Genomic DNA, 11,588 nt, shown 5'->3' with positions numbered 1-11,588 from the left:
CTAAGAGATACGAGAGAGATCAGAATGCGTCGAGGCCCCGGATCAAAGACCCGGGGCCTCGAACGTCATCCAGCCGCCTGACGCACGGATGCCGATGTCAAGGGTCGGCGCTCCCCTTTGCAGCCGCGACCCCGCCGATCAAACCTTCCGGTAGCGAGCCTGGAAGTAGCAGTACACGCCGAAGACGGCGAAGCCGGCCGCGGCCGCCAGCAGCAGGCCGTACCCGAGCGGCTGCTGCGCCAGGGTGTGCAGGGCACCGTCGAGGCCGGTCGACTTGGCAGGGTCGAAGGTGATCGCGGCGCTCGTGACGAGCACTCCGGCGACGGCGTACACCGCGCCTTTCGCCGCGTAGCCGAGCTGACCCGCCAAGACCGCCGCACGCAGCTCGGCCGCGCTCATCCGGTCACGCCGCAGATGCCGCACGAAGCCCTTCGTGATGCCGTGGCCGACCAGCACCAGACCGACCACCGTCACCGCGATGCCCACGATCCCGACCAGCCACGGCCCGCCGTCGCGGCCGAGCAGCCCGCTGGTCGCCTCGCGCTGGTGGCTGCCCGTGGCCGGATCGACGCCGACGGCGACCTGGGCCGCCGTCGCGCTCAGGGCGACGTAGGCGACGGTGCGCCCAGCGGACACGATCCGCTCCAGCGTGCGCCTGGCGCCGCGCTCGCCGACATGGCCCACCGCGGCTTCGAACAGCTGCCAGATCGCCATCGCCAGCAGGCCGCCGGCGATGGCCCATACCAGCGCTCTGCCGAACGGCTGCGCGGCCAGCAGCCGGAACGCACCGGACTGGTCACCACGGGCGGACCGGCCGTTGGCGATCTGCAGGGCGAGCCAGCCGACCGCGAGGTGCAGCAGTCCGTAACCGATGAGGCCGGCCCGGGTCAGGTTCTCCAGGGCGGTGCTCCTGCCGGCTGCCTGAGCCGTGCGGCGGGCTGTCGAGGTGAGGCTCATGGCCTGCCGATACCGCCCGTTGCGATGCGACAAACCCGCCCGCGTCTGCGCGGCACCGGCTTCGGCCTAGGCGGCATCTCGCCGGTCCAGCCACCTCAGGATCGCCGCGGTCGTCTCCTGCGGCATCTCCTGCTGGATCCAGTGACCGCAGTCCAGACTCACCACTTCCACATTCGGCACGAATTGCAGCAGTCTTTCAGCCTTCGCGACCGTGTCGCGGTCGCCGTAGATCATGAGGGCGGGCTGCCGGATGATCGGGTCCACGTCGGCCAGCAGGTGCCAGTTGCGGTCCAGGTTTCGGTACCAGTTGATTCCGCCCGTAAACCCTGTCGATTCGAAGGCGGAGACGAAGACAGCGAGTTCGCTGTCACTCATGACGGGGTCGCCGAGTGGGGTTTCCGCTCTGGCGAGGTTGATCAGCGCATTGCCCGGCTGGGGCTCTGCGAGGGGCAAGTTCTTGCGGTACAGGTTCCGAAGGAACTGGAACGTGTTCTCCCCGAACACGGCGTCGGCGACGCCCGGCTGCCGGTTGAAGTGGACGAAGTAGAAGTCGGCGCCGAGCACGGCCTCCATGCCCTCGATCCAGGGCAGCTGCCCGCGCTCTTGGTAGGGCACGCTCAGCGCCACCACGCCGTTGACCCGGTTCGGGTGCAGCAGGGTCAGGCCCCAGACGACGAATGCGCCCCAGTCGTGGCCGACGAAGGTGGCATCGCCGTAGCCGTAGTGATCGAGGAGGGCGACGAGGTCACCCGACAGGTGCTCGATGTCGTAGTCCGTCACCTCGGCGGGACGGGACGAGCGGCCGTAACCCCGCTGGTTCACGACGATGACGTGGTAGCCCGCCGCGGCCAGGGCCGGCACCTGATAGCGCCAGGAGAAGGCGTGCTCCGGCCAGCCGTGACAGAGCACGACGGGCCTTCCGTTCTCTCGGCCCGCTTCGAAGACTTCGAGTTCCACACCGTTGACCGAAACGAGGGTGGGCTCGGGAAAGTCGAATGTCATGCCGGCATCCTGCCGACCTATACCGGTCACCTCCTGACCGGTTTGACGTGCGAGTGTTGCCGGCATGCGAGCTGACCGGTTGATGGCCATCCTGCTCCTGCTGCAACACCGCGAGCAGGTGACCGCAGCGGAGGTCGCCCGGGAGCTGGAGATCTCCGAGCGCACCGCCCGCCGCGACCTCGACGCCCTGGGCATGGCCGGCGTGCCGGTGTACTCCGTGCAGGGCCGGGGCGGCGGCTGGCGCCTGGTGGGCGGCGCCCGGACCGACCTGTCCGGGTTGACCGCGGGTGAGGCCCGCGCCTTGTTCCTGGTCGCCGGCCCTGCCTCGTCTGTCACGCCGGCCGTGAAAGCGGCGCTGCGCAAGCTCGTCCACGCCCTGCCGGAGCCGTTCCGGGCGCAGGCCGAGGCGGCGGCGTCGTCGCTCGTCATGGACCCGCAGCGATGGGGGTCGAGCCGGGCCGAGCCCCGACCGCCTCGCTTCCTCGACGAGCTCCAGGACGCGGTGATCCGCGGCGTCCAGGTCCGGCTCGGCTATGTCGACCGCGAAGGCACCGAAACCGAGCGAACCGTCCACCCGCTGGGCATCGTCGCCAAAGGCCCGTCGTGGTACCTCGTCTCCGACACCGAGGCCGGCCGGCGGACCTTCCGGATCGACCGGGTGTCGTCCGTCGGCCCGACCGGCGACCCCGTGTACCGGCCGGATGACTTCGATCTTGCCGAGAGCTGGCGCGAGATCGCGGACGAGGTCGAACGCAGGCGAACACCCTTCGAGGTCCGGGCGGTGTGCGCGCCTCACGCGATAGGCGTGCTCCGGATGGGGTTCGGCGGTCGGCTCGAGGTGGGAGGTGCCACGAACGACGGCCGCATCGAGGTCGTGATCCGCGGCAACGACGAGTACATACTCGCCGGCGAGCTTGCCGGGCTGGTCGAATGGGTCGAGGTGACCGGCCCTCCGGGTGTGCGAGACCACCTTGCCTCGATCGGCGACGCGCTCGTCGAGCGATACGGCCCAGACCGGCACGGCCGTCGTACCGCAGAACGTTGACCGAAAGTTCGAAGCCGGGTACCTGCGGCGGTAATCTCCCGCGCCGTGAACCTCCCCGGCCTCCCGCCCGACTGTGCATGGTGAGGGGAGGGACGAGATGACCGACGAGCTGCTGGTGGTTCGAGCCCAGCTGGGGGAGCGCGGCGCGCTGGCCGAGCTGGTGAGCCGCTGGCGGTTGCCCGTGTGGACCTACGTGCGGCGCATGCTCGACGCCGAGCGCGCCGACGACGTCGCCCAGGAGGTCTGGCTCGCGGTGGTCCGGGGGCTGCCGCGGCTGCGCGAGCCTGCCCGCTTCGCGCCGTGGCTGTTCACCATCGCCCGCCGCTCGGTCACCGACCGGCTGCGCGGCGAGTACGCCGACCGGCCCGAGGCGCTGGCCGAGGCCGACGCGCTGGTGGAGGACCCGGTCGAGGCGCTGGCCGACCGCGCCCGGCTGCTGGACGCGCTCGCCGCGCTGCCGCCGGCCGAGCGGGAGATCCTCGTCCTGTTCTACCTGGAAGACCTGCCCGTGGCCGACTGCGCCCAGATCTGCGGCGTGCCCGTCGGCACGGTCAAGTCACGGCTGAACCGCGCCCGCCGCCTGCTGCGCGTACACCTGGAGAGGACCGCCGGAGATGAGTGACCAGCCGCGCCTGTCGGCGCAGGAGATCGTCGAGCGGCTCGGCACGGCCGTGTCGCGTCGGGCCCGCATCCGGGCGGTGACGGCGCTGGTCGCGGGACTGTCCGGGGCCGCGCTCGTGTCGCTGCTGTGGCTCACCGAACCCGAGCCGCTGCCGGGCCGGACCCGGCTGGCGTTCGCGCTGCTCACCGCGATTTGCCTGGCCTGGGCCGGATACGGCGGCTGGCTGCTGACCCGCAAGGTCGTGCTGTTCGCCGCCGATCGCGTCGTCGCGGCCTGGATCGCGCTGTCCGCCTCGACCGCGACCACCGTCCTGCTGGCGGTGATCGCCGCAGGGCGGGGCACCGGCCTGTGGCCTGTCCTCGCTGTCGGAGCGGTCTTCGCCGCCGTCTCGCTGCTGCTGCTGGCACGCGCCCACCGCGAGCGGGCACGGCTGCTGCGCCGCCGCGCCGAGCTGACCACGTGACCATCTGAGCTGGAGGGAAACCGACATGGTGCACAACGCGAAGTTCATCCGGCGCCGCTTCGGCACCAAGACCCTGATCGTGGTCGTGGTGCTCGCCGCGGGCCTGCTGGCCGCCGGACTGGTGCTGCTGCTGCGCTGACCGGCGGGAGTGCGGTCAGCGCACCGCCGAGGTGTACTGGCGTACGTACTCCCAGACCGGGCCGGACAGGCTGTCATCGGGTCGCTTCTGGCCGACCACCTCGAACCAGGCGAGATTCTCGATCCAGAAGCGGGCGATGAAACCATCGAAGTCGCCTGCCACGCGTACGAGATCTTCGAGTGCCTCGTCGCGGGGCACCTCGTACTCGTCGTAGGCGTGGCCGCCGCACAGGACCTCGTGGCCGCCGTCCGGCAGCAGGTGCAGATACCAGAACAGGCAGCCCTGCTGGTCGTTCAGGAAGCGCACGAGCTGCGCACCCTCGTGCACGGGGCTCGCGGCCACGGGCAGCTCCGGCTCCCAGTAGCAGGACGTGCAGGTGGGGACGTTGTCGCGCAGGACCGGATCGGCCATGAACGCGACGAACTGCTCGGGCAGGGCTGCCTTGTGCTCGCCTACGGGAGCGCCGTCGGTCAGCCTGACCAAGCCGTACGGGCCGGCGGCCAGGTCGCCGAGCGGCACCAGCTCCCGCATCCAGGCGTGCAGACCACCCGGATGCGCCACGGGCAATGCCGGCAGCGCGGTGGACGAGCTTCCGCTGTAGGTGGCGAATTCGTCCTGTGCGCGGAACCTGCCCAGGTCGAACGCGATCCAGCCGTCTTCGATCGTCACGACGGCACGATAGCGGCCCCCACCGACACCCGCCGTCGTCCCAGCTCAGCGTCCCGGCTTGGCCCCGGCTTTCCCGTAGTACGCGTACAGCGCCTTGACCTGCCCGATCCAGAACTCTTCCTTCGCCGTCGCGGTCGCACGCTGCGGCAGCTCGCCGAGTTGCTGGGCGAGGGCGTAGAAGCCGGAGCCTGCGTCGTTGCCGTTCAGGTAGATGACCAGCGCCGAGATCATGAGCTTGGTCTGCGGGCGGTTGGCTGCCACGACGCGGTACAGCAGCTGGCCCATGGCGGCCCGGTCGGCCTCACGCCCGAAGTCGAAGCCCGGCAGCCCGGTGCGCCGCACCAGCGTCGTGTTCAGCTCCGTATAGGACGTGGTCCTGGCGAGCCGAGCGCGCTCGACCAGGAACTCCTGACCTGCTTCCGTGAGCGTGATCCACTCGTCTTCACTCCGCCCGTATGACGTCAATGGAGCCTCCTGTCCTATCGCGACGTATGTGGTCCGCGGCTTCGCCAGGATGTATGCCGGGGCAGGACGGCGGCATCGGGCGACGGGCCGATTCCGGCCGGGTACCGGCGCAGATCCCGTGCCCGAATCGGTTGCGTCGTGCTGCCGCCCTGCCGTAGACAGCAGAGATGTCCGATCTGATCGAGGCCGCCGCCGCGCTGGCTGCCCGGTGCCGCGCCGAACCCGCGCTCAGCCATACCAGCAGCCTGCTCGTCGCTCATCAGGGAACCGAGGTCGCGGCGTACGACCTGCACGGAGTGGGGCTGGACGAGCCGGCGCCGAACATCGCCAGCATCACGAAGTCGCTGGTGTCCACGGTCGCCGGGTGGGCCTGGCACGACGGGCTGGTCCGGCTCGACCACACGCTGGGTGACCTGCTCGGCAAGCGGGTGCCGCCGGAGCGGCGCGGTGCGACGGTGTATCACCTGCTGACCATGACGTCGGGCGCGGCCGGTGACGACGACACGTTTGGGCGGCTCATGCGGCTGCCGCACGGCTGGGCCGACGAGCTGCTGCGCAGCTCGCAGGCACATCCCGCCGGCACGGTGTTCCGCTACGACAACGGCGCGATGCACCTGCTGGCCGTGGCGCTGCACGAGGTCACCGGCGGGCTGGATGCGTACGCCCGCGACCGGGCGCTGCCGCACGCGGGCTGCGCCGACGTGATCTGGCCCGCCGACCCGGAAGGCGTCCCGTACGGGTTCGGCGGCGCCCGGCTGTCGCCGCGCGCTCTGCTGCGCTTCGGCGAGGCGTGGCGCACCGGAGCCGCCGTGCCCGAGGGCTACCGGGACCTGGCCTGGACTGCCCACACACCAGACGGTGCGCCCATCCACCTCGGCTACGGCTGTCTCTGGTGGGTCGGCCAGCAGGCGGGCGTGCCCGTCCACATCGCCCTGGGCTGGGCCGGGCAGTGCGTGCTCGTCGCCCCGGAGGCCGCGCTGACCGTCGTCACCACCGGCGCTCGCGATCGCTGGCGGGACGGTCTGTCGCGGCAGCCGCACCACGAGCTGGCGCCCCTGGTCGCCGCCGCGTCGCGGCATTGTCGTGGACACGCCCCAGGGTCGTGTCACCAGTTGAGCGCGAGTTAGAGCTGAACACTGCGCCGCGGTGCAGACCACCGCCCCCCGGTGCGGTGCCCAGCCCGCCGGACAAGCCGCTCTACGATCGCGGGTTATGGCCGCAGTAATCCGCGATCGAGCAGGAAGGCACGGATTTCGGCGTCCTCGACAGCAGTCAGCGGTTCGCGAGGCAGATCAAACATGGCCGGGCCGTCCTGCCAGAGAAGATAGGCGTTCGGTCGCTCCTCCACCCTGAGCACCGCCTGCCAACTCCAACGTGTCGACGTCAGGTCAGTGCTGGACTCGACCCCCTCATCGGTGACGACCCAACTGCGGGGACCGCACCAGGCCGCCGGAACGGTCACGGCCGCCTTGAACACCTGCCACGCCCGCCACGGCAGCGACAACGCCGCCAAAAGCGCAACCGCACCCACCACCAACGCCACACCCTCGCCCTGCGAGATGAAGACGAAGACCACGCCCACAACGGCCAGCACCACAGCACGAAGGACATCGCGACGAACTGCCCGCTTCGCATCCGCCTTCAGCTGCTGCCGGAAGTACTCGGGACTTCGGCTGAATGTGAACTCGATCCGCATCCGGTGATCCTAAGCTCACGCCACGAGAGCCCGGACTCGACAACGAGACCCGCATATTAGTCGGGTGCCCAATGCAATCGTCCACGGCCGACCGGTCCCGGCCCAAGCCACCGCCGCTTGATCGCCTTCCGGCCAGGCGACGTCAGTCACTTCGCTCAAGCTCTACAGCGCTGCGCAGGGGCGTGCCAGCCCACAGCACCTGCAACGTTGGCTGCTGCTCAACCTCCCACAGCGCTTCGCGCAATGCCTCATCCAACGCAGGGCCGAGGCGTTCGTAGCAGATGCCGCTGTCCTGCGTGTTCATCTTGTCGATGTCAGCCAAGGCCGGTTGGTCAGCGAACACCATGTCCAGGCTGAAAGCTCATGCTGATGATCTATGGCGAAGGCGTCGTCGGCATCCTCGATGCCGATGTCACTGACGATGAGGTGATGGCCGAGTTCCGCATCGAGGAGGTCGTGCGTGTTCCCCCGATCCGTTTGCTTACGTAACGCCGGGCACCAAGGCGACGCGCAGCACAGTACCGCCGGCGCTGAGCACCACGGTCGCGTTACCGGGTGATACGGCAGCGCGCCGTCCCGCGTGGGACGGCGCGCTGCGGTGGAGACGCGATCAGTCGCGGACGACGGTGCGGAAGCCGCGCAGCCGCAGGCTGTTGGACACCACGAACACCGAGGACAGCGCCATCGTCGCGCCCGCGATCATCGGGTTGAGCAGTCCCAGCGCGGCCAGCGGCAGCGCCGCGACGTTGTACGCGAACGCCCAGAACAGGTTCGTCCGGATCGTGTTCAGGGTCCGGCGCGACAGCCGGATCGCGTCCACCGCCGCCATCAGGTCGCCCCGGACCAGGGTGAGGTCCGCGGCTTCGATCGCGGCGTCGGTGCCGGTGCCCATGGCCAGCCCGAGGTCGGCCTGGGCGAGCGCGGCGGCGTCGTTGACCCCGTCGCCGACCATCGCCACGACCTTGCCCTCGTCCTGCAGCCGCCGCACCACGTCGACCTTGCCCGCGGGCAGCACCTCGGCGATGACCTGTTCGATGCCGACCTCGGCCGCGATCGCCTTCGCGACGGTCTCGTTGTCGCCGGTGAGCAGCACCGGGGTCAGCCCCAGCGCCTGCAGCCCGGCGACGGCGGCGGCACTGGTCGGCTTGACCACGTCCGCGACCGCGAACACCGCGCGGGCCCGCCCGTCCCAGCCGGCCAGCACGGCGGTGCGCCCGGCCTGCTCGGCGGCCTGCCGTGCCGTGTCGAGTGCGGCGGGCACGTCCAGCCCGTGCTCGGCGAGCAGCGCGGCCCGGCCGACGACCACCTGTACGCCGTCGACGGTGCCGGTGACGCCCAGGCCCTGCGTGTTCGCGAAGCCCGTCACGCCCGGCAGCTCGCCGGTTTCGGCGGCGGCCGCAGCGATGGCCTGGGCGATCGGGTGCTCGGAGGCGGCCTCGGCGGCGCCGGCCAGCCGCAGCGCGGTGGCCCGGTCGGTGCCCTCGGCGGTGACGACGTCGACGAGGGTCATCCGGCCGCTGGTGACGGTGCCGGTCTTGTCGAGCAGCACGGTGTCGACCCGGCGGGTGGACTCCAGCGCCTCCGGTCCCTTGATCAGGATGCCGAGCTGGGCGCCGCGGCCGGTGCCGACCAGCAGCGCGGTCGGGGTGGCCAGGCCGAGGGCGCAGGGGCAGGCGATGATCAGCACGGCGACCGCGGCGGTGAACGCGGCCGCCGGGCCGTTGCCGGTGCCGAGCCAGAAGCCGAGCGTGCCGACAGCGAGGGCGATGACGATCGGCACGAACACGGCCGAGATCCGGTCGGCCAGCCGCTGCACGGCCGCCTTGCCGGTCTGCGCCTGCTCGACCAGCCGCGCCATCTGGGCGAGCTGGGTGTCGGCGCCGATCCGGGTGGCGCGGGCGACCAGGCGGCCGCCGGCGTTGACGGTCGCGCCGACGACGGCGTCGCCGGGGGAGACCTCGACGGGTACGGACTCGCCGGTCAGCATCGACATGTCCACGGCTGACGCGCCGTCGGTGACCACGCCGTCGGTGGCGATCTTCTCGCCGGGGCGTACGACGAACAGGTCCCCGACCGCGAGCTGGTCCACGGGGATGCGTTGCTCGCGGCCGTCGCGCAGCACGGTGACGTCCTTGGCGCCGAGTTCGAGCAGGGCGCGCAGGGCGGCGCCCGCCCGGCGCTTGGACCGGGCTTCGAAGAAGCGCCCGGCCAGGATGAACACGGTCACCGCGGCGGCGACCTCGAGGTAGATGTTGCCGGTGCCGTCGGTGCGGGACACGGACAGGCTGAACGGGTGGGTCATGCCGGGCTCGCCTGCGGTGCCGAAGAACAGCGCCCACAGCGACCAGCCGAACGCGGCGAGGGTGCCGACCGAGATCAGCGTGTCCATGGTGGCGGCGCCGTGGCGCAGGTTCGTCCACGCGGCGCGGTGGAACGGCGCGCCGCCGTACACGACCACGGGGGCGGCCAGCACGAGCGACAGCCACTGCCAGTTGGTGAACTGCCAGGCGGGCACCATGGCCAGCACCACCACCGGCACGGACAGCACCACCGAGGTCCACAGCCTGCGGCGCAGCCCGGCCAGTTCGTCCACGGGCTCAGCGGCGGCGACGGGTTCGGGCGTCGGGACGGCGGCGGTGTAGCCGGTCGCCTCGACGGTGGCGATCAGGTCGTCGGTGCTGACCTCCGCGGGGAAGGTGACCGACGCCTTCTCTGTGGCGTAGTTGACCGTGGCGGTCACGCCGTCCATGCGGTTGAGCTTCTTCTCGATCCGCGCCGCGCAGGACGCGCAGGTCATCCCGCCGATGGTGAGTTCGACCTGCTGGGTGGCGACCAGCAGCGGCCTGCTGTCGGTGCTCATCAGTGCGCTCCGTGGTCGTGGGTGGGGCTGGCCGAGGGCGTCGCGGCGGCGGGTGGCGCCGGTGGCGGCGTTCCGGCCACGGCGGTGAACGCCGCGGTGCGGACCACCCCGCCGTGCTGGAAGTCCAGGAACAGTCGGTACGCCCCGGGCGACGGGACCTCGGCGTGGAAAACGATCTGCGGCCCGGCCTGGGTGCGGCCGTCGCCGGGTGCGCCGTCGGGGTGTACGTGCAGGTAGGCCAGGTCGCCGTCGCGCAGCGCGACCAGGTGCCCGTAGGCGCCCAGGTACGGCTGGAGGTCGGTGACCGGCTTGCCGTCCTTGGTGACGGTCAGCGTGAGCGGGGACGAGGCGCCGGGGCGCAGCTCGCCGCCGAGCGTGACCGTGTACCCGTCGACGGTCGCGGTGCGGCCGGCGGCCGGGAGCGGCACGGGCTGGTACGTGCCCGGGGCGGGCAGGTCGACGCCGAGGGTCAGTGCCTCGCCGCGGCCGGCGGGCTGGAAGTCGGCGAACATCCGGTACTGCCCCGCGCCCGCGGCGGCCCGCAGCGGGATCTCCCACACGCCGCCTTCCCGCAGCTCGGGGTGGACGTGCTGGAAGCCGGCCAGGTCGCGGCGTACGACGATCAGGTGCAGGTTCTTCTCGTGCGTCGGGGTGTACGCGGTGACCGGCGCGCCGTCCGGCCCGAGCACCCGGAAGCGCAGCGGCTGCGCCGCGTCCGGGCTGAGCTCGCCGGTGAGCGGCTGGAGCCGGTAGCCGTCCTGGGCGACCTGGAGTCCGCCGGGCACTGGTGCCGCGCCGGTGGACGGGGTCGCCCCGTGCGAGCCGTGACCGGCGTCGGTGCCGTGACCGGCGGGCGCCGCGGTGGGTGCGGGACCGGCCACGCGGCCGGCCCCGAACGTCGCCGCGAAGATCGCGATCAGGCCCAGCCCGAACAGGCTCAGCTTGAGCGGTGCGTTCACGGCCGCGCTCCGGTGAGCTCGTAGCCGGCCTCGTCCACCGCGGCGGCGACGTCGGCCTGTGCCAGCGGGGCGGTGCTGGTCACCGTGACGGCTCCGTCGGCGAGGTCCACCCGCACGCCGGTCACGCCCGCGATCCGGCCGATCTCGGTGCTGACCGAGTTGACGCAGTGCCCGCAGGTCATGCCCTTGACGGTGTAGACGGTCTCCATGACGATCCTCCCTCGTATACCCCCTCGGGGTATCCATGTGGCCGACGCTAGCATACCCCCCGGGGGTTTATCCAAGGTTTGCTCATGGCGTGGCTCACATCCGCTCGTCAGCCGCGTTTCATAAGGCGGCCGACGGCGGCCATCATCTCGGTGGCCATCTCGTCGGCCCGGCCCTCGGCCGCACCCTCGTGCATGCAGTGCCGGGCGTGGCCGTCCAGCAGGCCGAGGCCCACCTTGTCCAGGGCGGCCTGGATGGCCGAGATCTGGGTGAGCACGTCGATGCAGTAGCGGTCGTCCTCGACCATCTTCTGGATGCCGCGGACCTGTCCCTCGATCCGGCGGATCCGGGTCAGCAGCTGGTCCTTGCTGGCGGTGTAGCCGCGGGTCACGCCCGCCGCGGCCGGCTGTTCAGCGGTGTGCTGCGGCTCTGTCGTCATACCCCCAGTGTAGCGACACCCCTGGGGGGTATGCTGCGGGAAGACGGAGATACCACCTGGGGGTA

General features: G+C 71.3%; 15 protein-coding genes. 5 read left to right on the top strand and 10 right to left on the bottom strand.

Annotation, left to right across the window (positions count from 1 at the left end):
• Positions 1-138: 138 nt before the first annotated feature.
• A complete protein-coding gene (locus tag Cba03nite_RS38075) occupies positions 139-957 on the bottom strand; it encodes a DUF1206 domain-containing protein (RefSeq protein WP_203757183.1) in 819 nt (272 codons plus the stop codon).
• 66 nt (positions 958-1,023) lie between these two features.
• Positions 1,024-1,959 carry an alpha/beta fold hydrolase gene (locus Cba03nite_RS38070; protein ID WP_239126326.1) on the bottom strand — a complete coding sequence of 312 codons (936 nt, stop codon included), beginning with the start codon at positions 1,957-1,959 and terminating at the stop codon, positions 1,024-1,026.
• A gap of 82 nt (positions 1,960-2,041) precedes the next feature.
• On the opposite strand from Cba03nite_RS38070, the gene Cba03nite_RS38065 reads away from it, so the two are divergent.
• From Cba03nite_RS38065 to Cba03nite_RS38055, 3 genes are all read left to right on the top strand, one after another.
• Positions 2,042-3,004: a helix-turn-helix transcriptional regulator gene (locus Cba03nite_RS38065; protein ID WP_239126325.1), complete on the top strand. Its 963-nt coding sequence runs from the start codon at positions 2,042-2,044 to the stop codon at positions 3,002-3,004.
• A gap of 97 nt (positions 3,005-3,101) precedes the next feature.
• Positions 3,102-3,626, top strand: a complete 525-nt coding sequence (locus Cba03nite_RS38060; protein ID WP_203757180.1) for an RNA polymerase sigma factor — start codon at positions 3,102-3,104, stop codon at positions 3,624-3,626.
• The gene (locus tag Cba03nite_RS38055; protein ID WP_203757178.1) at positions 3,619-4,089 is read left to right on the top strand and encodes a hypothetical protein; all 471 of its coding nucleotides are present in this window, start codon (positions 3,619-3,621) and stop codon (positions 4,087-4,089) included. The genes Cba03nite_RS38060 and Cba03nite_RS38055 overlap by 8 nt, the downstream gene beginning before the upstream one ends.
• A gap of 154 nt (positions 4,090-4,243) precedes the next feature.
• Here Cba03nite_RS38055 and Cba03nite_RS38050 read toward each other — a convergent pair whose 3' ends face one another.
• Both Cba03nite_RS38050 and Cba03nite_RS38045 read right to left on the bottom strand, forming a co-directional pair.
• A complete protein-coding gene (locus Cba03nite_RS38050; RefSeq protein WP_203757176.1) occupies positions 4,244-4,897 on the bottom strand; it encodes a hypothetical protein in 654 nt (217 codons plus the stop codon).
• Positions 4,898-4,942: 45 nt separating this feature from the next.
• Positions 4,943-5,362 (bottom strand): hypothetical protein, encoded by a 420-nt coding sequence (locus Cba03nite_RS38045; RefSeq protein WP_203757174.1) that lies wholly within the window; start codon positions 5,360-5,362, stop codon positions 4,943-4,945.
• 167 nt (positions 5,363-5,529) lie between these two features.
• Here Cba03nite_RS38045 and Cba03nite_RS38040 point away from each other — a divergent pair, with 167 nt between their 5' ends.
• Positions 5,530-6,489, top strand: coding sequence for a serine hydrolase domain-containing protein (locus Cba03nite_RS38040; protein WP_203757172.1), 960 nt, complete (start codon positions 5,530-5,532; stop codon positions 6,487-6,489).
• Between the two features lie 83 nt (positions 6,490-6,572).
• Here Cba03nite_RS38040 and Cba03nite_RS38035 read toward each other — a convergent pair whose 3' ends face one another.
• Together Cba03nite_RS38035 and Cba03nite_RS38030 are read right to left on the bottom strand one after the other, a co-directional pair.
• Positions 6,573-7,058 carry a YcxB family protein gene (locus tag Cba03nite_RS38035; RefSeq protein ID WP_203757170.1) on the bottom strand — a complete coding sequence of 162 codons (486 nt, stop codon included), beginning with the start codon at positions 7,056-7,058 and terminating at the stop codon, positions 6,573-6,575.
• Positions 7,059-7,200: 142 nt separating this feature from the next.
• Positions 7,201-7,404, bottom strand: a complete 204-nt coding sequence (locus Cba03nite_RS38030) for a hypothetical protein (RefSeq protein WP_203757168.1) — start codon at positions 7,402-7,404, stop codon at positions 7,201-7,203.
• A gap of 17 nt (positions 7,405-7,421) precedes the next feature.
• Here Cba03nite_RS38030 and Cba03nite_RS40470 point away from each other — a divergent pair, with 17 nt between their 5' ends.
• Positions 7,422-7,547, top strand: coding sequence for a hypothetical protein (locus Cba03nite_RS40470; protein ID WP_275411643.1), 126 nt, complete (start codon positions 7,422-7,424; stop codon positions 7,545-7,547).
• A gap of 121 nt (positions 7,548-7,668) precedes the next feature.
• Here the strand turns inward: Cba03nite_RS40470 and Cba03nite_RS38025 are convergent, their stop codons facing one another.
• From Cba03nite_RS38025 to Cba03nite_RS38010, 4 genes are all read right to left on the bottom strand, one after another.
• Positions 7,669-9,918 carry a heavy metal translocating P-type ATPase gene (locus Cba03nite_RS38025; RefSeq protein WP_203757166.1) on the bottom strand — a complete coding sequence of 750 codons (2,250 nt, stop codon included), beginning with the start codon at positions 9,916-9,918 and terminating at the stop codon, positions 7,669-7,671.
• On the bottom strand, positions 9,918-10,877 hold the full coding sequence (locus Cba03nite_RS38020) for a DUF8832 domain-containing protein (RefSeq protein ID WP_203757165.1): 960 nt from the start codon (positions 10,875-10,877) through the stop codon (positions 9,918-9,920). The genes Cba03nite_RS38025 and Cba03nite_RS38020 overlap by 1 nt, the downstream gene beginning before the upstream one ends.
• A complete protein-coding gene (locus tag Cba03nite_RS38015; protein ID WP_203757164.1) occupies positions 10,874-11,086 on the bottom strand; it encodes a heavy-metal-associated domain-containing protein in 213 nt (70 codons plus the stop codon). Before Cba03nite_RS38015 ends, Cba03nite_RS38020 begins: the two co-directional genes overlap by 4 nt.
• A gap of 107 nt (positions 11,087-11,193) precedes the next feature.
• Positions 11,194-11,523, bottom strand: a complete 330-nt coding sequence (locus tag Cba03nite_RS38010) for a metal-sensitive transcriptional regulator (RefSeq protein WP_203757163.1) — start codon at positions 11,521-11,523, stop codon at positions 11,194-11,196.
• Between the last annotated feature and the right edge of the window lie 65 nt (positions 11,524-11,588).

The sequence above is a fragment of the Catellatospora bangladeshensis genome, from assembly GCF_016862575.1.
Taxonomy (GTDB): domain Bacteria; phylum Actinomycetota; class Actinomycetes; order Mycobacteriales; family Micromonosporaceae; genus Catellatospora; species Catellatospora bangladeshensis.
This window is presented reverse-complemented; position numbering and strand designations above follow the sequence as displayed.

Bases quoted from the DNA above. Each gene is read 5' to 3' on its own strand.
- Cba03nite_RS38065 (WP_239126325.1), top strand. From the start codon at position 2,042: ATGGCCATCCTGCTCCTGCTGCAACACCGCGAGCAGGTGACCGCAGCG.
- Cba03nite_RS38075 (WP_203757183.1), bottom strand. From the start codon at position 957: ATGAGCCTCACCTCGACAGCCCGCCGCACGGCTCAGGCAGCCGGCAGG.
- Cba03nite_RS38015 (WP_203757164.1), bottom strand. From the start codon at position 11,086: ATGGAGACCGTCTACACCGTCAAGGGCATGACCTGCGGGCACTGCGTC.
- Cba03nite_RS38070 (WP_239126326.1), bottom strand. From the start codon at position 1,959: ATGACATTCGACTTTCCCGAGCCCACCCTCGTTTCGGTCAACGGTGTG.
- Cba03nite_RS38030 (WP_203757168.1), bottom strand. From the start codon at position 7,404: ATGGTGTTCGCTGACCAACCGGCCTTGGCTGACATCGACAAGATGAAC.
- Cba03nite_RS38035 (WP_203757170.1), bottom strand. From the start codon at position 7,058: ATGCGGATCGAGTTCACATTCAGCCGAAGTCCCGAGTACTTCCGGCAG.
- Cba03nite_RS38025 (WP_203757166.1), bottom strand. From the start codon at position 9,918: ATGAGCACCGACAGCAGGCCGCTGCTGGTCGCCACCCAGCAGGTCGAA.
- Cba03nite_RS38010 (WP_203757163.1), bottom strand. From the start codon at position 11,523: ATGACGACAGAGCCGCAGCACACCGCTGAACAGCCGGCCGCGGCGGGC.
- Cba03nite_RS38040 (WP_203757172.1), top strand. From the start codon at position 5,530: ATGTCCGATCTGATCGAGGCCGCCGCCGCGCTGGCTGCCCGGTGCCGC.
- Cba03nite_RS40470 (WP_275411643.1), top strand. From the start codon at position 7,422: ATGCTGATGATCTATGGCGAAGGCGTCGTCGGCATCCTCGATGCCGAT.
- Cba03nite_RS38055 (WP_203757178.1), top strand. From the start codon at position 3,619: ATGAGTGACCAGCCGCGCCTGTCGGCGCAGGAGATCGTCGAGCGGCTC.
- Cba03nite_RS38060 (WP_203757180.1), top strand. From the start codon at position 3,102: ATGACCGACGAGCTGCTGGTGGTTCGAGCCCAGCTGGGGGAGCGCGGC.